The 22,050-nt window shown below is 42.8% G+C and carries 15 protein-coding genes; 8 read left to right on the forward strand and 7 right to left on the reverse strand.

What is annotated here, in order from left to right; all coding sequences use genetic code 11:
• Position 1 precedes the first annotated feature (1 nt).
• The 4 genes from MTO98_RS12230 to MTO98_RS12245 are packed head-to-tail and all read right to left on the reverse strand — an operon-like array spanning position 2 to position 3,827.
• Positions 2-937, reverse strand: a complete 936-nt coding sequence (locus MTO98_RS12230) for a GNAT family N-acetyltransferase (protein WP_243486935.1) — start codon at positions 935-937, stop codon at positions 2-4.
• The gene (locus MTO98_RS12235; protein WP_243486936.1) at positions 930-1,934 is read right to left on the reverse strand and encodes a polysaccharide deacetylase family protein; all 1,005 of its coding nucleotides are present in this window, start codon (positions 1,932-1,934) and stop codon (positions 930-932) included. The genes MTO98_RS12230 and MTO98_RS12235 overlap by 8 nt, the downstream gene beginning before the upstream one ends.
• Positions 1,931-3,088 carry an amidohydrolase family protein gene (locus tag MTO98_RS12240; RefSeq protein WP_243486937.1) on the reverse strand — a complete coding sequence of 386 codons (1,158 nt, stop codon included), beginning with the start codon at positions 3,086-3,088 and terminating at the stop codon, positions 1,931-1,933. The genes MTO98_RS12235 and MTO98_RS12240 overlap by 4 nt, the downstream gene beginning before the upstream one ends.
• Complete coding sequence (locus tag MTO98_RS12245; RefSeq protein WP_243486938.1) at positions 3,075-3,827, reverse strand: class I SAM-dependent methyltransferase; 753 nt, start codon at positions 3,825-3,827, stop codon at positions 3,075-3,077. The genes MTO98_RS12240 and MTO98_RS12245 overlap by 14 nt, the downstream gene beginning before the upstream one ends.
• A 318-nt stretch (positions 3,828-4,145) precedes the next feature.
• Here MTO98_RS12245 and MTO98_RS12250 point away from each other — a divergent pair, with 318 nt between their 5' ends.
• The 4 genes from MTO98_RS12250 (at position 4,146) to MTO98_RS12265 (ending at position 9,213) form a co-directional block, all read left to right on the forward strand.
• A complete protein-coding gene (locus MTO98_RS12250; protein WP_243486939.1) occupies positions 4,146-5,648 on the forward strand; it encodes a radical SAM protein in 1,503 nt (500 codons plus the stop codon).
• Between the two features lie 3 nt (positions 5,649-5,651).
• Positions 5,652-6,704, forward strand: coding sequence for a radical SAM protein (locus MTO98_RS12255; RefSeq protein ID WP_243486940.1), 1,053 nt, complete (start codon positions 5,652-5,654; stop codon positions 6,702-6,704).
• 227 nt (positions 6,705-6,931) lie between these two features.
• On the forward strand, positions 6,932-8,395 hold the full coding sequence (locus MTO98_RS12260; protein WP_243486941.1) for a radical SAM protein: 1,464 nt from the start codon (positions 6,932-6,934) through the stop codon (positions 8,393-8,395).
• Positions 8,392-9,213: a bifunctional 2-polyprenyl-6-hydroxyphenol methylase/3-demethylubiquinol 3-O-methyltransferase UbiG gene (locus MTO98_RS12265; RefSeq protein ID WP_243486942.1), complete on the forward strand. Its 822-nt coding sequence runs from the start codon at positions 8,392-8,394 to the stop codon at positions 9,211-9,213. Before MTO98_RS12260 ends, MTO98_RS12265 begins: the two co-directional genes overlap by 4 nt.
• A gap of 34 nt (positions 9,214-9,247) precedes the next feature.
• Here the strand turns inward: MTO98_RS12265 and topB are convergent, their stop codons facing one another.
• The 3 genes from topB to MTO98_RS12280 form a co-directional block, all read right to left on the reverse strand.
• Entirely contained in the window at positions 9,248-11,101 is a 1,854-nt protein-coding gene (gene topB, locus MTO98_RS12270; protein WP_243486943.1) for a DNA topoisomerase III, read from the reverse strand.
• Between the two features lie 127 nt (positions 11,102-11,228).
• Entirely contained in the window at positions 11,229-12,314 is a 1,086-nt protein-coding gene (locus MTO98_RS12275) for a phosphotransferase enzyme family protein (protein ID WP_243486944.1), read from the reverse strand.
• An 81-nt stretch (positions 12,315-12,395) separates the two neighbouring features.
• Positions 12,396-13,421 carry a LacI family DNA-binding transcriptional regulator gene (locus MTO98_RS12280; protein WP_243486945.1) on the reverse strand — a complete coding sequence of 342 codons (1,026 nt, stop codon included), beginning with the start codon at positions 13,419-13,421 and terminating at the stop codon, positions 12,396-12,398.
• A 447-nt stretch (positions 13,422-13,868) separates the two neighbouring features.
• Between MTO98_RS12280 and MTO98_RS12285 the strand changes: the two genes are divergently transcribed.
• From MTO98_RS12285 to MTO98_RS12300, 4 genes are all read left to right on the forward strand, one after another.
• Entirely contained in the window at positions 13,869-15,182 is a 1,314-nt protein-coding gene (locus MTO98_RS12285) for a DUF3472 domain-containing protein (RefSeq protein WP_243486946.1), read from the forward strand.
• Positions 15,183-15,206: 24 nt separating this feature from the next.
• The gene (locus tag MTO98_RS12290) at positions 15,207-16,556 is read left to right on the forward strand and encodes a Gfo/Idh/MocA family protein (RefSeq protein ID WP_243486947.1); all 1,350 of its coding nucleotides are present in this window, start codon (positions 15,207-15,209) and stop codon (positions 16,554-16,556) included.
• Positions 16,557-17,322: 766 nt separating this feature from the next.
• Positions 17,323-20,427 (forward strand): TonB-dependent receptor, encoded by a 3,105-nt coding sequence (locus MTO98_RS12295; protein WP_243486948.1) that lies wholly within the window; start codon positions 17,323-17,325, stop codon positions 20,425-20,427.
• Positions 20,428-20,467: 40 nt separating this feature from the next.
• Positions 20,468-21,988, forward strand: a complete 1,521-nt coding sequence (locus MTO98_RS12300; protein WP_243486949.1) for a RagB/SusD family nutrient uptake outer membrane protein — start codon at positions 20,468-20,470, stop codon at positions 21,986-21,988.
• The last annotated feature ends 62 nt before the right edge of the window (positions 21,989-22,050 follow it).

Genomic DNA, 22,050 nt, shown 5'->3' on the forward strand with positions numbered 1-22,050 from the left:
CTTAAAAAATATCAATGTCGGCAAAAGCGAATGCCATTTTATCAAGCGGTATTCGTGCGCCAAGATCTTTAACAATTACCGGGAATGATGGGATTGGATCGGCATAGCGTTTCAGAAAAACATTCAATGCTGATCGCTTATCGGCCTGAAATTGTAGTTTTTGTAGCCCTAAACGTCCGGCTATTTTTTTTAGCCTGGGTATAATGTCACGCAGGTCGTTAGTTGTAATGTCTATATCGCCTATTATCATTCCATTCCCAATCCTGAACCAAACTAAAGTATCGCCTGTTTTAATGGTAAAACTCTCAGTATATGTTTTATGGCCAAGGTAATAGCTATCTCTATGCAAACCGAGAAACCCTTCGTTAATTAAGCTGCTTCTCATTCCTTTTTGAGGTGACGCATACTTTTTAATTATGTTGTTTGTAAAAAGCCTGTATAACCCTTTTAACAATGGAAACTTGTTCGCCAATCTCTCCAGCGGGAGTGCTTTAACCGGGATAATGAAACATTCCATTTGGGCCGATACCTGCCAGTTGAGCTTGTTTACAAAACCGGGAAGCGAGTTTTGATTGGGAAACCCAAACAGGATCAGGATTTCTTCTTCATAACAAAGCTTATAGGTAAGTTCGGCCAGTTTAATAAACAACCCTTTGCCCCGGTGGTCAGGATGGGTCATGGTATCTGCCGATTGGGCAGCCAAAACAGGTTGTCCACCCCTCTCGATAAAGCAGGGGATCACACCATAAAAGGCTGCAGGCACATCATCTGCGTAAGCCAGGTAACCAGTGTACATTACCCCGGTAAAAGCGGTGTTGTATTTCCGGCTAAAGAAACCGGATGGCAATGCCTTGCCATAAACAGCCTTATGCAGACTGGTCATGTCGGCAAGCCGCTCCTCGGTTAAACGTTCTATCCTGTACCCGTCGCTATGCATATTTTCCTCTTATTATGGCGTTTAACTGGTTAGGAGTGGATATGAACGGATTTACAGTAAAGCGTTCGCGCATGGTGTTATCCTGTCCATCTTCGGTATTAATAAAATCAGTGGCAAGCAATTGGTTATAACCAACAGCTTTGGCATCTTTTAAAACTTGCCCATTGTATGAGCCATAAGGAAAAGCAAAACTGTTGATTGGCTTACCGGTTAAGCTTTCAAGATACTCTTTGCTCATGGCCATCTCTGTTGCGGCGTTGGTTGATGGGATGCGCGCGAGGTCGTTATGATAATAACCATGCGCACCGATAGTTACGTAAGCAGAAGCGGACATGCTTTTAATTTGTGCAGAAGTCATCTGCAGCCAATAATCATCATCCTGCCGGTTGGCCTTAAAACCTGTAAGCTGCTCAAGAAAACTCATCAGTGCGGCTTTTTCATTGAACCCGGTTGACCTTAGCTTATCGGCATAAGGGGTTCCGTTTTCGTCTACGTATTTGTTATTCCTGTTTTTACGATAAGTTTGGTTTTTATAGGTGAATTTTTCGGGCCCATAATATCCCGCAATACTCAGCATATCGTTCCACAAAATATCGAAACCTGCATTGCGGATGGCTGTGACAAAAAAGGTGGCCGGTACGCGATATTTAGTTAGCAGGGGTAATACGTAATTGTAGTTGTTGGCCAGTCCGTCATCAAAAGTAAGGCAGACGTTAAATTTTTCATTGCTGAAGTTACCTGCATAATAATCGTCGAGCGAAACCAGGTTGAAGTACTTTTTATAGTATTGCAGGTGTTCTTCAAATCTTTCGCAGGTTAAAAACAATGTGTTGAATTTATGCGGATCGTTTTTACAAACATTATGATAAAGTACAATCCGGCGTCCACGCGCATTTTGATATAATTCTTTATCCAGCCCCAAAATATGGCGTGCATCGCCGCTTAAATAAGCCGCTTTGCGCTTTGATCCCGACCATATTTTCTGAATGATACTCATGCGGCTGGCTGTATAGGGTAAGGTACAGGAAATCCGGCGTCGGGCTTATAGCGTTTTATCTCGGCTATTAATCCATGGATATCACCCTGTACATATTTGAAATGATTACCGGTAAATACTTTACTGTAGTTTTGAGTAAGGATGCCTGTAAGTTGATGATAAAGCGATTCATCAAACAAAAGGATCTCGCCTTTGTGCATTACAAGCAGGATATCATCAGGAGTAACATCATAAAATGCCGATAAACTTGTTTTACCATTTGATTTGGCAACAACGAGATCAGCATCAGATCCGGCAGCAATGTTGCCGGTATTCAGTTTCCATGTTTGGGCCGGCAGTGATGTCAGTGAGCGATAAAGCTCCTGATCGTTTAGCATTTCGGCTTTGCGTGCAAGACGGATATGATACCAGATATCCCAAGATCCTGTAAGCGTACTATCTGTACCAAATAAAATATTTGTTTTGGTTTTCAGCTGATCAATAGCCGCTGTTTTATTCAGCAGGAAATAATTAGACTCGGGGCACCAAACCAGGGCCTTAAAATGCTTAGCCTGCAGGGTGTCCATAGCTACGCCATGAATGCCGATGATTTTACGCCTGAGCAGGTTCCATTTTATCAGTTCATCAATTTCGTTGCGGGCAGCGTTGTTTGTTCCCTCGCCGGTGTGGATCACCGCAGGTTGATTTATTTTAAGCGGATTGTTAAGCCGTTTTCTCCAGTTTTTTTCGAACTGAACCGAATGGATACTTTGGCAGTTATCAAATACGGTGATCAGCGGATCATTTATTGTGACTTTTTCGCCGTGGTTTACAACCGTGGTGACCCCGCAGAGCAGGTTTTTATAAACGCCCCAGCGCTCACGCAGGGCAATGGGGATCTTTAGCACGGATGAAATTTCATCTGCATACGCCCGGTGAATGTGCTTGCCCCACTCGGTGTAGCTTTCATAGGTTTGATTGCCAAATTGCGGGAAAAGGTTAAAATCAAGATGGTCGTGCGAATTGATCAAACCCGGGAAAACAATGGCGTCAACAAAGGTTAGCTGCTCACGCTCATCGGTAAAAGAGGGGCCAACCTGTTTGATTTTAGCCTCGCTTATGCCTACGCTCACCGCAGCCTCGTTTCCCGGTATCGTCACATTATTCAGTACCATTTGTCCTTCTTAAATGCAGTCCGTAAATAATTGGGAAGCCTTTGTACCTGTCATAAACATGAAGTGCATTTTTATCGGTATAATAATGCTTCATACTTTCATCTATCTTAATTTCTTCTTCGGTAACCAGCATAAAATTGTTGCGCAATAACAAATCTTTGATGGTGTTTACCGGGTGCACATAGTTTTCAACGGCTATAAAACTGTTGCCATGTTTAAATGTGCGTTTGCCGCCGTTGGCCAACGTATGCGGATGAAAATCGGTAATAATGATATCGCCATTGGGTTTCAGGATCCTCATCCAGGCTTGCAGGGCGGCTTCAATGTTTTTGATGTGGGCAACGGTAAGTGTTGAAACTATTGTGTCAAAACTGCCCGGTGGCATATCGCTGAACAGATCATCGGTAATACGGTAAATATTTGCCGGCGGAAATTTTTGTTGCAAACGGGCCAGCATCCCGCCGGATGTATCAAAACCGGTTAGTTTTTGAGGATGCAAGGCAAACAGCTTTTCCCAATGTCTGCCTGTGCCGCAACCAATATCGGCTACCTTTTTATCTGTGATAACTATATCTGTAACCAGCCGCGGAAATAATACCTCGTCCAGATCGAGCATCAGGTTTCCGGGCTGCTGATCGTAATTTTCGGCCCAGATATCATAGGCATCTACCGAGTTTTTCTCCAGGATGTTTGGCGGAAAAAAGCGCTGCTTAATATAGTTCTTTACAGTTTGGATCACAGTTACGGGGTATTTAATTAATAACCTTATATCAGCAAATACGGCTGTTAAATAATAATGGTTGCCAGCTATTTTATTTATAAAGGCAGGCAACCCAGGCAAAAAGCCGGGCGTATTTATTAATGTGAAAGCGATAGTGCAGAGGCTCAGAGATAATTGTTGTATGGGCAATCCCCCGCATTTGTGATTGGGTATGGCAGTGGGTTTTATTTTGAATGTTGGCTTGTATTGGCAGGGGTGCTTTGCAGGCCGCTTAAACTAAAAAATAAGCCCATTGCCGGGGGATTGAAGGTGAAAGCAAAGTATTAATACTAACAAATGAACAAAATATTATTATTTAACCCGCGCAGCGCTAATAACAAGTACCGCATACCTAATTCGATACTGAATATAGCTGCATCGGTTGATGGAAAATATGACTGGGTTATTGTTGACGGCAATTGTGAACATGACCCGATGTTGAAGATAGACAGCTATTTAAGCACCGGCGAGTTTAAATATTTTGGCTTTACGGTTATGCCTGGCCCGCAGTTAAGGCAGGCTATTATAGCTTCTAAAACTATCAAGCAAAAATACCCTGATACTAAAATGATTTGGGGAGGATACTTTCCTTCAAATCAGCCTAACGCGGTTTTATATTCGGGCTATGTTGATTTTATTATTAACGGGCCAGGCGATCATGCTTTCCCGGCGTTAATTGATGCCTTGGAAAAAAACGAGCCCTATGAGTTTATCCGTAACCTCATTTATAAAGCAACGGATGGTAAGATCATCAAAACCGCTAAGGAAGACCTTTTAGACCAGGACAGCCTGCCTCCATTACCATATGATAAGCTGAATACTTTTTACCCTATCACCAAGTTTCTGGGTAAAACTTACCTGGGTGAAAAAACGATGGCTTATCACTCAAGCATCGGGTGTCCGTTCACTTGCTCATTTTGTGCCGTGGTGCCCATTTATGAAGCAAGATGGAAGGCAAAATCGGCCCAGAATGTTTATAACGATGTAAAATATATAAAAGACAAATGGGGGGCCGATGCCATTGAGTTTCACGATAACAACTTTTTTGTATCAGAAAAACGCGCTGTTGAGTTTGCACGATTGATTAAGCCAGAAAATATGACCTGGTGGGGCATGGCCCGCATTGATACCATGTCGAAATTCAAAGATTCATCGCTGGCCGCCATTCGCGAATCGGGCTGTAAAATTATTTTTTTTGGGGCCGAAAGCGGCAATAACGCCATACTGGAGCAAATGGATAAGGGCGGTACCCAAACCGGCGACCAGATCATTGAGTTTGCCGAGCGCCTGAAAAAGTTTGACATCATTCCCGAATATTCTTTTGTGCTGGGTACCCCGGCACCAACCCAGCAGCAGGTACAATCACAAATTGATTTTGAGATAGATTTTATCAAAAAGGTAAAAGCTGTTAATCCTAAAACCGAGATCGTGATTTACACCTATAGCCCGGTGCCTACCGAAGGTTCCGAACTTTATAAACAGGTGATCAAAAGCGGTTTCCGCTTTCCTGAAACGCTGGAAGACTGGATTAGCCCTGCCTGGGAAAGCTTTGATCTGCGCAAAAACCCGCTTACGCCATGGCTTACGCCGGAGATGATTGATAAGATCAGGAATTTTGAAACGGTGCTGAACGGAGTATATCCAACCGTAACCGATATCAGGTTGAATATGCTTAAACGCATGGCAATTAAAATGGTAGCCACCATGCGCTATAAAGCCAGCATGTACCAGTACCCTTACGAGATTAAGTTGTTACAAAAAGTTTGGCGCTACAGGCAGCCCGAAATACAGGGATTTTAATTTATGCAGATGACAGGCCAATCCTTATATCATACTTTTCAGCGTTTTCGCACACTGCAAACGCACCGTATTGCTGCGCTGCCCATTGTGATATTGATGCCGCACAGCGCCTGCAACTGCCGTTGTGTAATGTGCGATATATGGAAGGATAATAAAAACCTGAAACAGCTTACCGAGGCCGATGTAACAGACCTGCTTGGTGCGCTACGGAAGTTTGGCACCAAACAGGTGCTGATGTCAGGGGGAGAAGCATTGCTGAATACCAATTTTTTCAGGCTCTGTGAGATCCTGCGTGCCGAAAAGATCAAGGTTACGCTGCTTTCAACCGGTCTTTCTATCAAGAAAAACGCGCTCAATATTTTGAAATGGGTTGATGATCTGATTGTTTCTTTAGATGGCGATGAGCCTTTGCATGATGCCATCCGCAATGTTCCCGGAGCGTTCAATAAATTGCGGGAAGGGGTAGAGTATATCAAATCTATCGAACCAAAATATCGCATAACAGCGCGTACGGTGATCCACCGGTTAAATTACAGAAACTGGCCGGCCATTATTGAAGCTGCAAGGCAAATGGGTATAGACCAGGTAAGTTTTTTACCAGCCGATGTAAGCAGTCATGCTTTTAACCGCCAAACCGCCTGGGCCGAACCTAAGCAGCATGAGATATTGCCGACTGAAAGTGAACTTGCCGAATTTCAGGAAATAACAAGTCAGGTGCTTGCCAATCATAGCGATTTTACCAACAGGTTCATTGCCGAGTCGCAGGCTAAGATCCAGGATATCTACGGTTATTACGCTGCTTTTTACGGCCATAATACGTTCCCGTTTAAAAAGTGCAACGCGCCCTGGGTATCGGCAGTTATTGAGGCCGATGGTGCGGTGCGTCCCTGCTTTTTTCACGAGGCAATAGGTAACATCAGGGATAATACATTGGATGATATTTTGAATAGCAAAGAAGCGATCAGTTTTCGCAAAACACTGGATATGAGTAGTGATCCTACATGTGTTAAATGCGTGTGCTCGCTTAATTTATCGCCATTGGCGAGGTTGGATTAGGATAAAAGAGAAAAAATAAACTATAAAAAGGGCGGCTTCGCGTAATTCCCCTCTTGAGAGGGGGCGCAGAGGAAATGAGCGATGGCTGGGGTGTGTTATGCGAGATACTTATCAATGCAGAAACACACCCCTCCACCCCTCTCAAGAGGGGAATCGCACTTCCCTCCCTTTTTCCCAACTTGACGGCTATGTTTTCAGGAAGGGGATTTAGAAATAGGCTTTAACGTATGAACAATATACTGTTTACACATTCTTACTTTTTACGGTTCGATCCCAAGCAATGGGGGATAGGGCTGCCTTATGCGCCGCTGGGCACTATATATGCCGCAGCTTTAATGCGCCAGCAAGGTTATAATGTTAGTTTGTTTGATACCATGTTTGTGAGCGATCCTGATGAGGTAATACCGGCCATCGAGTTGAATAAGCCCAATTTTTTTGTGATTTATGACGACGGGTTTAACTACCTGACTAAAATGTGCCTTACTAACATGCGCGAAGCCGCTTTTAAAATGGCTAAGCTGGCAAAGGAAAGGGGATGTACGGTAATTGTTTCAAGTTCTGACTCAACCGACAGGTATGCCGCTTACCTTTCCGAAGGTGCTGATTTTGTTATACTTGGTGAGGCTGAGCAAACGCTGCTTGAGCTTACCCAATACATCAGGGATGGTAATACCGATCATTTTGCTATTAAAGGATTAGCCTATATGAACGGAAGCGAGATCATTAAAACACCTAACCGCACGGTGATGAAGGATCTGGACAGCTTGCCAATGCCTGCATGGGATTTGGTGAATATGGACACTTACCGCGGCATGTGGTTAAAAAACGCCGGTTATTTTTCTGTAAACGTAGTTACTACCCGGGGGTGCCCCTTTAAATGCAACTGGTGCGCCAAGCCTATTTATGGTAACAGGTACAATTCGCACAGCCCGCAATATATTGTTGATGAGATAAAAATGCTGAAAGAAAGATACGGCATGGACCATATTTGGTTTTGTGACGATATTTTTGGATTGAAACCCGGCTGGGTACAGGAGTTTGCCAAATTGCTTGGACAGGAAGGGATCAGGATCCGCTTCAAGATCCAGTCGCGGGCCGATTTATTGGTTGAAGAAGAAGCTGTAAGCGCATTGGCTGCTGCCGGCTGCGAAAACGTTTGGATAGGGGCCGAAAGTGGGTCGCAAAAGGTACTTGATGCCATGGATAAAGGAATCACTATCGATCAGATCCACACCGCTACCCACCTGATGAAAGCACATGGCATCAAACCGTCGTTCTTTATTCAGTTTGGTTATCCGGAAGAAACCCGCGACGATATCACGCTTACTATTGATATGATCAACCAATTACTTCCCTTTGAAATTGGTATTTCGGTATCTTATCCTTTACCGGGTACTGGTTTTTATGAACGCGTTAAAACCGAACTCAGAAAAAAAACCAACTGGACAGATTCGGACGAGATGGCCCTGATGTTCAAGAACACCTATCCGGCTTATTACTACAAGCAATTACATAAATACGTACACCGTAACTACCACAAGCACCTGGCTAAAAACAGCCTGCAAAAATTGCTTAAAGATCCGTTCGGAAGTTCGGCAAACAGCATAAAAAAGGCATTATCCGTATTTTATTATGGCCCGCTTACTTATCTTGAAAAGTTAAAGCTGGAAAAATTTGAAAAAGCGATATGACCGGAACGGCCACAAATATAAACGAACAACTTGCCGAAGCTGCTTTCAGCAATCAGTCGGTGATTTTTGATGAGCTTTATTCTGGTGATACTATTATCAGCTATAAACGCAGACGGGTACGCAATCATATTCTGCAATATGTAAAAGCCGGTGGTAATATTTTGGAATTAAACAGCGGTACCGGCGAGGATGCTTTATTTTTTGCTCAAAATGGTTTTAAAGTTCATGCTACCGACATTTCAAAAGGGATGCAACAACAATTGCAGGAGAAGGTGTTGAAACGCGGTGTACAGCATTTGGTAAGCAATGAAATTTGCTCCTACACACAACTTGAACAATTAAACAATAAAGGTCCTTATGATCTGATCTTTTCCAATTTCGCAGGCCTGAATTGCACTGGCGAGTTGGACAAAGTGTTAAGCTCATTTGCCGAATTGCTAACCCCTGGGGGTATGGTTACCCTGGTAGTACTGCCCGGCTTTTGCCTTTGGGAAACTTTGCTTGTTTTTAAAGGAAAATTCAAAACCGCTTTTCGCAGGTTTTTTAGCAGTAAAGGCCGCAGAGCGCATGTTGAAGGTGTTTACTTTGATTGCTTCTACTATAATCCTTTGTATATAAAAAAACGCTTAAAGCGTGATTTTGATGTGCTGGGTATTGAAGGATTATGCACGGTAGTGCCACCTTCCTATATAGAAGGTTTTGCGGAGAAGCACCCGCGTGCTTATAAAATATTGACAGGTTGGGAAGATAAGTTAAAAACTACCTGGCCATTTAAATACATAGGCGATTATTACATTATTTCATTGAGGAAAAAATAAATTCCCAATCGGGCAACCTGATCAATACAAACTGCTACGCGCTTACTTTAACATCGTTTGTTGTTGGGATCTTTAGTGATTTTCCTTGCGCCAGTAACTCAGTGGTAATAGCGCGTGTATAGGTTTTGATCTCATTTTGAAAATCGGTAACCGATGCTCCCGAACGGATTTCCTCAAGTCGTTTTTCCCATGTTCCGGTAAGCTCTGCCTGGGCTATCTGCTGATTTTTTACCACTTCATAAACAGCAATTCCCGTAGTAGTTGGTACCAGGTTTTTCTTTTCCCTGATAATATAATTACGCTTAAGCAGGGTTTCGATGATGGCTGCTCTTGTAGCCGGTGTGCCAAGGCCGCTATCTTTCATGGCATATCGCAGTTCTTCGTCGTCAATTTCTTTGCCTGCCGTTTCTAATGCCTTAAGTAAAGTTGCCTCGTTATATAATGGCCGTGGTTTGGTTTGCTTTTCAAGCAAAGCTTTGGCTGTTATAGGCAGGTTTTCGCCCTGAATAACTTTTGGCAGTGTAGCGTTTTCCTCGTCTTTTTTATCGTCTTCCTTATCATTGAAAACGGCGCGCCATCCGGCAGTATGGATCACTGTTCCGCTGGCGTTAAATTTTGCGCCCGATTGTACAACAATTTTAGTGATCTCCTTAATACAATCCTGGTGAAAAGCTTCCAGCATCCGGCCGGCCACCATATCGTAAACAGCCTGCTGATCGGCCGAAAGCTGGTGCAGGTTTTCGCCGGTAGTAAGTACCGCATGGTGATCTGTTACTTTCTTGGCATTCACACTTCGTTTGTTAAGTGTGGCGCTACCCAATGCAATAGCTTGTTTGCCAAAAAGCGGGTGTTGCTCCAGTTTTTCTATCAGTGCGGGTACTCCTGCAAAAACATCATCGCCTATGTAGCGGCTGCCGGTACGGGGATAGGTAACTAATTTATTTTCGTACAGGTTTTGAAGAATGTTTAGGGTTTGATCGGCAGTAAAGCCCTTGCGTTTATTGGCTTCCTGTTGCAGGCTGCTCAAATCATGCAATAGCGGTGGTGGTTCTTTACGTGGTTTGGCTTCTACCTGTAAAATATGACCACCCTGCGGAAACCCGCCTTCAACATCCTGGACCTGGTCAACTACAGCTTGCGCCTCTTCCTTTGTTTTATAGTTTTCGGCCGATATAGCTTTGAATACCTGTCCGTCTTTATCAGGATGGATACTTACCTGGTAAAATGTTTCAGGAACAAAGTTTTTATTCTCAATATACCGCGAACAGATCATGGCAAGGGTAGGGGTTTGCACCCTGCCTAAAGAAAGCACTGCACCACGAATCCCTGACGAAAGACTAAGCGCCTGTGTGGCATTCATTCCCACCAGCCAATCCGACTGTGAACGGCAATGGGCCGAATTGAAGAGGGTATCATAATCGCTGCCCGGTTTCAGGTTACGGAAGCCTTCTTTTATGGCCTCATCTGTTTGCGATGAGATCCAAAGCCTTTTAAAGGGCTTTTTGCATTTTAGATAGTAATAGATATAGCGAAAGATGAGTTCGCCTTCGCGCCCGGCATCCGTTGCAACGATGATCTCGGTGGCTTCATCAAATAGCTTCTGAATGGTATCCAGTTGTTTTTTTACAGATGGATCATCCACCAAACCATCTTTGGTTTTTACCTTACGGATAGAAAGTTTAAACTTTGGAGGCAACATAGGCAGGTGCTGAACGCTCCAGCCATAATAGCCGTATTCCTGCGGTGCGGCAAGCTGCAACAAGTGACCGAAAGCCCAGGTAAACGTAAACCCTTTGCCTTCAATATAGCCGTCTTTTTTGGTGTTTGCCCCAAAAACTTTGGCAATTTCCCTGGCTACAGATGGTTTTTCGGCTATAATAACTTTCATAAATGCTGCTCCCAATGCACCGGTTTACACCTGTACCTGTTAATACGGGCATCGAAAGTATGAATTTAGTGAGGGTTGTGCAAGGTTTGTTGGTAACATTGTACCGGCCAGCCCGATTGTACAATTGTTAAATATCATTGGTTGTTGCCAGTAACTCTTTATCAACGCCGGTAATTATATCTTTAAAGAGGGGCCCGGCATTGATGTAACCTTCAAGCAGTTTAAACTGGTTTTTAGCCCTGATCAAATTGTGCCCTTCGTATTGTGCGCCGTAGTAAATATCGTTGTTTAAAAAGTCGGTCAAAAAGCGGAGCCCCTGCATGTAGATCATCATCTCGCCCGAAAAAATGAAGTATTTTTTCTCGGCTTCGGTAAGGATAGTACCCATTTCGCTCATGTATCCTTTATATATCGCCCGGAAAAAATCTGTCCTGATAACGATTTTACCAAGGTCTTTTTCTTCCTCGTTAGCCGGCGAAAGATACGTGCGCATCATATCGCCAACATCACTTAAGTAGTAACCTGGCATTACGGTATCCAGGTCAACAAGGCAAAGCGCATTTTGCCGGTCATCAAACAGCACGTTATTTATTTTGGTATCGTGATGTATCACACGCAATTTGATTTCGCTGTTGGCGGTAAACTTATTGTAAGTATGTAGTATTGCTATGTAACCGCGTGCTTTTTTAATTTCGTCGTCGGCTTGTTTCAGTTTTTCATCATCTGCCGTTTGCAGCGCCTGTTCAAACTGGCTGAACCGAAGTTTCAGGTTATGAAAATCAGGGAGTGTATACTCCAGTTTATTGATATCAAAATTGTTCAGCAGGCGGGTAAACCTGCCAAATTGTACTGCCGCGCTGTAGGCTTCCCGCGTATCCTGTAAAAAGTTTACTGTGTGCGATCCTTCAATAAAGGGAAACATGCGGTAAAATTTACCGTCGGCCGATTGGATGATGGATTTGCCTGTTTGGCTTTTTAACGGTGCCACAAACAAATATCCCGGACTGGTTTCATCAAGATATTGCTTGATCAGGGCAAGGTTGCTATCAATATGACCGGGATGTTTAAAAACCGAATCGTTGATTTGCTGCAATATATAAGCCTGGTTAACATTACTTATTTTAAAAGTATGGTTTATTAAACCCGAGCCAAAAGGCTGAATTGTATATTCAGAAACGTTTAATCCAAAACTTATAAGGATATCATTAAACATATTATAGCTGTTAACTCATCAAACATAGCTAATTGCAAAGCGATAGCCATGCGCAAACGTTTGAGTGTTTTTTGTTTAGGTTTATTTTTTGTTTTCGACGAGTTGTGATTCAATGATCACCTTGTAAAAAGCGCTTGGTTCATTACTGCCCGTACCCTGGTGATGCAGCAGGTCCATCAGGATGTCCGTTGCCTTTTGCCCCTGTAAATAAGGGAATTGCTCAACCGAAGCAGCAGGGATATTCTCCATGTAGTTGATAAGTGGTAAATTGGCATAGCTTACAAACTCCAGGTCTTTATTTACCCTAATATTTAGTTTGGCTGCATGCTTAATTGCAAAAAGCGCTACGTAATCGTTAAAAGTTACTATTGCCGTTGGCTTGCGTTTGCTGGCCAGTAACTCATCTAATGCTTTTTTAGTTCCTTCCTCGGTAAGATCGCACGAAACTATAAGCGAAGGATCATATTTAAGCCTGTTTTTGGTCATGGCTTTAATATAACCTTCTTTACGTTCGCCGGTGGCTACCATGGTTTGTGGTCCATTGATCATACCTATTGCCCGGTGACCTTTTTTTAAAAGATAGCTGACGGCTTCAATTGTGCCTATTTCCATGTTACAGGCCACATAATGAATGTTAGGAATGCCAGGTATCCTATCGAAATAAACAACCGGAATATTATACTTCTTTAAGTTTTCGAAATGCTGATAGGATGAAGTGTTTTTGCCTACTGATACCAGCAAGCCATCAACCCGGTGATTTTTCATTTTTTCAACCAGTTGTTTTTCCTTTTGCTCGTCATCGTGTGACTGTGCCAACAATACAGTGTAGTTTTTTTTATAAGCGGTATCTTCAATAGCACTTATGGCCGAAGAAAAAAAAGCCTCCGAAAGTTCAGGTAAAATAACGCCTATAGTGTGTGTTTTGCCCTTTTGCAAAAAAATAGCCGTTTGATTAGGCTCATAATTTAGCTCGCCGGCCAGCTTTTTAACTTTTGCCCTTGTGGTTAGCCCAATGCTTGGATGATCATGCAGGGCCCTTGAAACTGTAGACACCGAGATGCCTAATATTTGCGCTATCTCTTTTATAGTAGTTGGCTTTGTCTGCATTAATTATGGGCTAATGATATTTTATAGTTAAAGTTAAGCGATTATTATGAAATTATAACTGGAATTGGCCCAATTGCAAACGTTTGCGTGGCGTTTTGCGGCCTGGACCGCCAATTTATAAACTTTGCCTGCTTCTTATCAGGAATATCTGAAAACTGGCTTTGCAGCGTTAGCAGCCACCGATTTTACCTGATTTAACGATACAGGTGTTTCCCTGAGCTGAAAGATTTTGAATAAAAAGCGGTTCATGACGAGATTTTTATCTGCTTTTTTAAAACGCGGGCCATGAACACAGCACATCGATAAATACCTGTTTTTCAATTAATACCAGTTAAAAGATAATTATGGCCATTTTTCAAACGTTTGCGTTGAAAATTGAACCTTTTATTTTTTATAAAAGCGGCTAATGCAAGTACATTTATGAAACGGTACCAGTACCATAAGCCAATGATTAAGAAAGCTACCATATTTTACCTCTCGCTGTTGTTTATTGCAATTAGCAGCAAGTTTGCTGTTGCACAGGAAGCACGTATTGATGCAACGAAGTTACGTCACACGATCCCACTCGGCGGTAACGCCTGGGTGAGTGCTCCCGACACCATTACAGACGAGGGCTTGACTGGCTTAAAAAGCCCTAAATCTGCTGCCGATATTTATTTCAGGGTAAGCATTCCGCAAAATATTGAGCTTGCACTGGTTGTACGGGTGCCTCAAGGCAGCAGCACCTTACAACTATCAACAGGGAAAAGCACGTTTATCAAAAAATTAAGTAATAACACATTTGATACCATCAGTTTTGGAAAAGTACATATTGCCAAACCTGGTTATATAAAGGTAAGCTTAAAAGGTATTAATAAAACCGGAACAATCTATGCCGATGTTTCGGATCTGGTAGTTACCTTGCAACAACCTGATAACGATATTGCTTATGTTACAAGGGGCAGTTCATTTCATTTTGGCAGGAGAGGGCCATCTGTACATTTACGCTATCCTGTAGCTGCAGATAAAGAGAATAAAGTAAAATGGTTTTATAATGAGATCATTGTACCCCAAGGGCAGGACGTAATAGGCTCCTACTTTATGGCTGACGGCTTTGGTGAGGGGTATTTTGGAATGCAGGTAAATTCGGCAACCGAACGCCGGGTGTTGTTTTCTGTATGGAGCCCTTTTAATACCGAAGATCCGAAAAGTATACCCGATAGCATGCGCATTAAACTGGTAAAAAGCGGAAGCAATGTTCATATAGGCGAGTTTGGCAACGAAGGCTCGGGTGGCCAAAGCTATATGCGTTTTCCATGGAAAGCGGGGCAAGCTTACGCTTTTCTGTTAGGTGCGGAGCCCGATAACGTAAAACATACTACTACTTATACGGCTTACTTTAAAGATGTTACTGCAGGTAAATGGTTTTTAATAGCCAGCTTTACCCGCCCGCAAAAGGCTACTTATTTAACGCATTTATATTCGTTTGTTGAAAATTTTGAACCTGAAAACGGTGATAAGGTACGCAAGGCTTATTTTACCAACCAGTGGATAGGGGACAGCGAAAATAACTGGCAGGAACTTACCAACGCCATTTACACCGGCGACGCCACTGCTAATGCCAATTACCGTAAAGATTACGCAGGCGGAAAAGAGGGTAATAAATTTTACCTGCAAAACGGAGGTTTCTTTAACAATTATATCCAGCTTAAAACCCCGTACAACCGCAACGCAACAAAGCAAAAACCCTTAATTGAATTTGAAAAACTCCCCAATAAATAAGCCAAAAAGAAACAGAGATATTATATGGAAAGAAGACAGTTTTTGAAAACCAGCGCAATAGCAGCAGCCGGTTTTAGCATTTTACCATCAGGAAGCCTGTTTGCATCGGCACCTGCAAAAGTTCGTTTAGGTTACATTGGCGTAGGTGCCAGGGGCATGAGCCATATTGCCGAAGGTTTGCTTCGCGACGATGTGGAGATCGTGGCCATTTGCGATACCCAGGAAAGTTCATTGAAGATCTGCCGCGAGTACATTGCAAAAAAAGGCCATGCCCCTGTAAAGGAATATACCGGTGGATTGGACGCTTATAAAAAACTGCTTGATCATAAAGATATTGATGCCGTAATCATCGCCACGCCATGGCAATTTCACCACCCGCAGGCCATTGATGCCATGAAGGCAGGCAAGTATGTGGGCTGTGAGGTAATTGCCGGCCTTACGGTTGAAGATCATTGGGATATCGTTAATACTTCAGAAAAAACAGGTATCCCCTACATGACGCTCGAAAACGTTTGCTACCGCCGCGATGTAATGGCTGCCTTGAATATGGTACGCCAGGACCTGTTTGGTGAGATCATTCATTTGGAGGGTGGATATCAGCACAATTTAAGAGGTGTGTTGTTTAACAACGGCAAGCAGTATTATGGCGGCGGCGTTGAGTATGGCCCTAAAGCCCTGAGCGAAGCTCAATGGCGTACCCAGTTCAACATTGATGTAGATGGAGATATTTACCCAACCCATGGTGCCGGCCCATGTATGCATTATGCCAATATCAATTCGGGTAACCGTTTTACCAATCTGGTATCATTCAGCACGAAAGCAAAGGGTTTAGCTGCTTATGTGGAAGAACTGTCACCCGGGCATCCCAATGCCAAGATCCATTACAAAAATGGCGATGTAACTACGACTATGATCAACTGCGCCAATGGCGAAACAGTGATGCTGAGCCATGATACACACCTGCCTCGTCCGTATTCATTAGGTTTCAGGGTGCAGGGTACTAAGGGTTTGTGGATGGATGTGAACAAAAGTGTGTACATCGACCATAAATCAAAAGAAGACGATTCATGGGATCCTGCGAAAGATTGGTTTGATAAATATGACCATCCGCTATGGAAAAAATACGAAAAATTTGCCGAAGGTGCGGGCCACGGCGGTATGGATTGGTTTGTGTTTAATGCTTTTGTCGAGTCGGTAAAGCAAAAACGCCAAACACCTATTGATGTTTATGATTCAGTTACTATGAGTGTAATTACACCTTTATCAACCAAATCATTGAAAGAAGGCAACGCCAGCGTGGAGTTCCCTGATTTTACCAAAGGCAAATGGAAGGAGCGTAAAAACACATTTGCGCTTGATGACAGCGGCTTTTAAGAATTGTTTAATTTTTGCATGTCTATGTTTAGCCTGGCCAAAAGCCGGGTTTTACTTTTTTAAGGGGTATCAGTGATGCCGCCGAGCGGCTGGAGCCCATAGCCGTTAACTTAAGGGCGTAATTTGGCGCAAATCTTTTAAAAATCCCCTCTCGAGAGGGGGCGCGTGGGAACGTGTTGTAGCAGGGGTGTGTTATATAAGTGATAAGCTGCACGTAGAATAACACACCCCTCCACCCCTCTCAAGAGGGGAATCGCACAATCCCTCGCTTTTGAGGAGCTTTTTAATTTAAGTTAACTGCTATGGGCTCCAGCCGAGCGGTGACGGGGCTTTATTTTTTAAGGGCATAATATCTAAAAGAGTTTAGCGTGGCAATCGAATGCTGTACAGAACGGCCCTGCTTTTGAGCGATTGCCACGCTGCGCTTATAATGACATGTGTTTTTATTCCTTTCAATTTGCTCATAATCAAATTCTTCGGGCATAATCCCGAAATACGCAGAATCTACAGAATTAACGTGCTGATCGGCTCATTTGTAACCTGCTTAATGCCGCAAAAGCCTTCAAAAACTGAGTTTTACTACCGCAAAATACTTTGAGTCAAACGTTTGCGTAAGCTTGTTTTTGCTCAAAGCAAACGTTTGCGCTGTGTTTGGAGGGGTGATTTTTTGCTTTCAAAATCCTGTATCTCTAATTTCCAATATTCAAAAACAAAGCTAAATCACAACAAAAAACTAACAATTAATTAATACAAACACCCACCACGTATGATTAAAATTTACTCACACCCCGACCAGGGCTTCAGCAAACACATTTATTTAAAGAGGCATATAAGCGGCCTGTTTAAATTGATGTGCTGTTGCCTGCTATTATTATTGCCCGTACTTGCGAGCGCGCAAACAATTATCAGCGGTAGCGTGAAAGATAAAGATGGCCCCATCATTGGCGCAACTGTAACGCAAAAAGGCGTTAAAAACACAACATCTACCGATGTTAACGGAAAGTTTAAACTTACATTAAAGGGTAACTCAACTGTATTGGTTGTTTCTTACGTAGGATTTAAAACACAGGAGGTATCGGTAGGAAATTCTACTGATATAACTATCACTTTACAGGAAGATCTCAACAAACTGAACGAAGTAGTTGTGGTTGGTTATGGTACCGTTAAAAAAGGCGACTTAACCGGCTCAATCAGTTCTATAAAAAGTGATAACCTGACACTTGGTGGTACTACATCTAACATCGGCCAGGCTATTCAGGGTAAAGCAGCCGGTGTACAGGTACAGCAAGCCAGTTTTGCGCCGGGCTCCGGTATCAACATTACCGTGAGGGGTGGTAACTCCATCAATACTTCTACAGCACCACTTTATGTAGTTGATGGTTTTATAAGTGAGGCAGGCAGCCAGGTTAACCCGAACGATATTGAGGACATCCAGGTGCTTAAAGATGCATCTGCAACTGCCATCTATGGTTCAAGGGGCGGTAATGGTGTTGTTTTGATCACCACAAAAAAAGGAAAAAATGGTAAAGTTTCTTTAGATGCTGATCTATCTGGCGGTACACAGTATTTAACTTATAAACCCGATTTGCTTACCGGACAGCAATATACCGATATTCAAAATGCTACAGCAATTGAAGACGGTAAGCCTCAGCCATATCCTTCAAGTTTTCAGGTAGCCAATACCAATTGGTTAAAACTGGCTACCCGCAATGCTACGGTTCAAAATCAAAGCCTTAGCCTGAGCGCCGGCGATCAAAATTCAAAATTATATATCGCAGGTAACCATATAAAACAAGTAGGCGTACTGGAACATACCGGTTTTGAAAGGTATACTGCAAGGATTGGTGCCGAAAAAACAGTTAACGAAAATATTAAGATCACGGGTAACTTTTATGGTGCAAATTCAACTGCTACTTTACAGTCATACTCGGGTGATATCACTGCACCATTGTTTAGTTTACTTACTGCACCACCTAACGTGGCACCTTATAATGCCGATGGTACCTACAATTATTACGTTACCCAGGGTACAAAAACTAACGCGTTGGCAGGCCTGTTGGAGCCAACTAACAATAATGGCAATAAATTGATAAATGCCAATGTTGGCCTGGATTATAAGATTGTTAATGGTTTAACTTATCACCTTACTGCAGGTACAGAATTTAACCAGACAACAACCGGGCAATACCTTCCAACTACTACAATTGCCGGTGCAAAACAAGGTGGTGTAGCTGCCGAGCAGATCTATTCAAACTTCAGGTGGATTGCTGAAAACTACTTTACCTATAAATTCAATATCAAAAAAGACCATGACTTTACGGTATTGTTAGGTACATCAAACCAAAAAGATGTTGCCGAATCATTGCTTTCTGGTGGTAAAGGATTTTCAACCGATGCATTTTTGTACTATAATTTAGGTGCTGGATCATTAAGTAACGGTTATGGAAGCAGTAAGGCAGAAGCTTTTCTTACTTCGTATTTCACAAGGTTAAATTATGCTTATAAAGACAAGATCCTGGCATCGTTCTCTTATCGCGATGACCGTTCGTCGCAGTTTGGTTCAAACAAGCGCTCGGGATTTTTCCCTGCAGGTGCTGTAGCTTATAAATTAACCGACGAGGATTTTGTAAAAGATCTGAATACCTTTTCAAATTTAAAGGCACGCGTTAGTTACGGTGTTACCGGTAACGACCGCATCCCTGCAAGCTTATACCTTGCTACTTTCGGGTCATATAATACCGTATTAAACGAAAGCGGGCAGCTGCAAACAGGTATTGAACCTAAAGCCCTTGCAAATCCTAACCTTAAATGGGAAGCCACCAGGCAACTGGATATTGGTTTGGATATGGGCTTTGCTAATGGCCGTATTAACGCAAGTGTTGATTATTACAGCAAAAAAACTACAGATCTTCTGATCCAGATTCCGATAGGGCAGCAATGGGGTTTTAGTACGCAGTATGTAAATGGCGGTGCCGTACAGAACAGAGGTATTGAACTATCTGTAAATACAAATAACCTGCGCAGCAAAGATCTGTCATGGAACACAACAGTAACATTTGCTTACAACAAACAAAAAACATTGGATTTAGGTCCGGGTGTTTCGATAATAAGTACTAACACAGCTAACCCGAGCGGTACTGTTTCGGGCCAGGAATTTACAAGGGTTGTGCCGGGTATTGAGTTGGGCGAGCTGTATGGCTATGTTTACCAGGGTGTTATAAAAACCGGTGAAAAATACGCTCCGCAGCCAAATTCAAAAGCAGGTGATCCTAAATATAAAGATGTTAATGGCGATGGTGTAATTACACCGGACGACCGTACTTACCTCGGCAACTCAAACCCACATTATATGGCTGGTTTTGGTAACGATTTTCATTACAAAGGCATTGATCTGGGTATATTTTTCCAGGGGGCCTTTGATTATTACCTGTACAACATGAACGCCATGGTATTGGAATCAACCACAGGCGCTGCTGCATTAAACAGGTTTGTTGCCGGTAAAAACGAAAATACTGATATCCCGCGCGAGGGTTATTACTTAAGTACTTACGGTAGCTATGTAAACTCGCGTTTTGTTGAAAATGCTTCCTATGTTCGTTTAAAATCACTCACACTGGCTTACAATTTCCCTGCTTCGTTATTTCAGCATATGAAAATTTTACAGGGTATAAGGATTTATGCCGAAGCCCAAAACCTGTGGACAATTACCGGATATAAAGGTACCGACCCCGAAGCAAACGTACATGCCGACGATACTAATGCACATCCCGGCCAGGTAGCGTTAAGATCGGCTACTGCCGGTGGCCTTGACTTTAACTCGTTCCCGGCATTTAAAACGGTAACGTTCGGTATTAAGGCATCTATCCATTAATGAAATTATCCGTTCAAGGGATCAACAAAATTTAAATCAAATGAAAAAATATAATATTCTACTCCTTGCAGCTGCGGTAGTTACTCAGTTTTCCTGTAACAAATCCAGCCTCGAACCTAAGATATATAGCAGTTTAACAAGTCAAAACGCGTTCTTGACCAAATCTGACGCCATTGCGGCGGTGAACGCAGTTTATGCCCGCTTAAAAGGTCCATCTGTTGGTGATAACTTCGACTATTGGACTGTAAGGCACTTCGCACTTACCGATTTAACTACCGATGTAGGTCATTGCAGCTATGCAGGTGATCCCGGACAGTTATCGCAGGTACAGTGGAACTCAGCAAACGGATTAATTGCCGAGGATTACCGGCAGATTTATAAATTGGTAGCCAATGCCAATAATGCTATCTACAACATTGCGGCAATGAAAAGCATCAGCGATGCACAAAAAAATCAGTTTTTAGCCGAGATGAAGTTTTTACGTGCTATAGCCTATTCTGACCTCACCGACTCCTGGGGGCCAGTGATCCTAAATACCGAAAAAGATATAGCCAATCCTGACTATAAGGCTCAAACTCCTCCAAGTCCGGTAGCTGATGTTGATGCCTTAATGATCAGTGACCTGCAAAATGCTATTAACGTACTGCCTGTTGATTATACCAAAAGCGACATTTATACCACTAACGATGTTGGTCGTGCTACAAAAGGTGCAGCCATGTTCCTGTTAGCTAAAATTTATCTGCGCGAGCATCAATGGCAAAAAGCTGCGGATTTAACCAAACAGGTAATGGACCTGGGTATTTATCAGTTATATCCATCATACGAAGGTTTGTTTAAAGAATCAAACACCTGGTGCTCTGAAAATATCTTCTCGGTATTGAGTGATGCCAATGTTAATGGAACCGAGTTATTGAACCACTTTGGTCCGCTGAGTCATCCGGTACTTACAGATAGGTGGCAATATTATGCTGTAACCTGGGACTTCTATAATAGCTATGGTGATGAGGACGACCGTAAAAAAATGTTCTTCACCCAATACCAGGGCGTTGATGGCTTAACTCACAAACAAGCCCCTTCACTGGGCGCTACCGCTCCTGATGGCGTATTGTATATGCCTGATGTTGCAACCATGAAATATGCCGACCCTAACGGTGCTAATACTTATTATGATGGCCACAGTGTTGACGTTTTGCGCTATGCCGATGTATTGTTAAGCCGCGCCGAAGCTTTAAATGAGTTAGGAGGCCCAACTGCCGAAGCTGTTTCCTTAGTAAATCAGGTTAAAGGCCGGTCGCACGCTAAATTGCTGGTGCAGGGCAATCTTACCCAGGCAACCTTCCGCGATGCTTTATTACAGGAGCGGGGCTGGGAGTTGTACTACGAGGGTAAAAGAAGGGCCGATCTGAAACGCTTTGGCAAATATGATGTGATAGTGAATGCTTACCTGAAACGTATTGGTCAAACAAATACCGTACAGTTGCCACGTGATGAGTATTTTCCATATCCGCTTAATCAGGTTACTGTAAACCCTAAGCTAAATAATGCAGGCAGGCAGCAATAAACATAAAATTCAATGAATGAAGAATATACAACGTTTAACAGGTTGTATATTCTTTACTGTTA

It is taken from the genome of Mucilaginibacter sp. SMC90 (assembly GCF_022811725.1).
Lineage (GTDB): Bacteria > Bacteroidota > Bacteroidia > Sphingobacteriales > Sphingobacteriaceae > Mucilaginibacter.

What these genes read in the sequence shown, in the direction of transcription:
- MTO98_RS12285 (WP_243486946.1), top strand. Translation starts at nt 13,869, where the DNA reads ATGATTAAGAAAGCTACCATATTTTACCTCTCGCTGTTGTTTATTGCA.
- MTO98_RS12290 (WP_243486947.1), top strand. Translation starts at nt 15,207, where the DNA reads ATGGAAAGAAGACAGTTTTTGAAAACCAGCGCAATAGCAGCAGCCGGT.
- MTO98_RS12250 (WP_243486939.1), top strand. Translation starts at nt 4,146, where the DNA reads ATGAACAAAATATTATTATTTAACCCGCGCAGCGCTAATAACAAGTAC.
- MTO98_RS12235 (WP_243486936.1), bottom strand. Translation starts at nt 1,934, where the DNA reads ATGAGTATCATTCAGAAAATATGGTCGGGATCAAAGCGCAAAGCGGCT.
- topB (WP_243486943.1), bottom strand. Translation starts at nt 11,101, where the DNA reads ATGAAAGTTATTATAGCCGAAAAACCATCTGTAGCCAGGGAAATTGCC.
- MTO98_RS12230 (WP_243486935.1), bottom strand. Translation starts at nt 937, where the DNA reads ATGCATAGCGACGGGTACAGGATAGAACGTTTAACCGAGGAGCGGCTT.
- MTO98_RS12275 (WP_243486944.1), bottom strand. Translation starts at nt 12,314, where the DNA reads ATGTTTAATGATATCCTTATAAGTTTTGGATTAAACGTTTCTGAATAT.
- MTO98_RS12240 (WP_243486937.1), bottom strand. Translation starts at nt 3,088, where the DNA reads ATGGTACTGAATAATGTGACGATACCGGGAAACGAGGCTGCGGTGAGC.
- MTO98_RS12255 (WP_243486940.1), top strand. Translation starts at nt 5,652, where the DNA reads ATGCAGATGACAGGCCAATCCTTATATCATACTTTTCAGCGTTTTCGC.
- MTO98_RS12300 (WP_243486949.1), top strand. Translation starts at nt 20,468, where the DNA reads ATGAAAAAATATAATATTCTACTCCTTGCAGCTGCGGTAGTTACTCAG.
- MTO98_RS12265 (WP_243486942.1), top strand. Translation starts at nt 8,392, where the DNA reads ATGACCGGAACGGCCACAAATATAAACGAACAACTTGCCGAAGCTGCT.
- MTO98_RS12280 (WP_243486945.1), bottom strand. Translation starts at nt 13,421, where the DNA reads ATGCAGACAAAGCCAACTACTATAAAAGAGATAGCGCAAATATTAGGC.
- MTO98_RS12295 (WP_243486948.1), top strand. Translation starts at nt 17,323, where the DNA reads ATGATTAAAATTTACTCACACCCCGACCAGGGCTTCAGCAAACACATT.
- MTO98_RS12260 (WP_243486941.1), top strand. Translation starts at nt 6,932, where the DNA reads ATGAACAATATACTGTTTACACATTCTTACTTTTTACGGTTCGATCCC.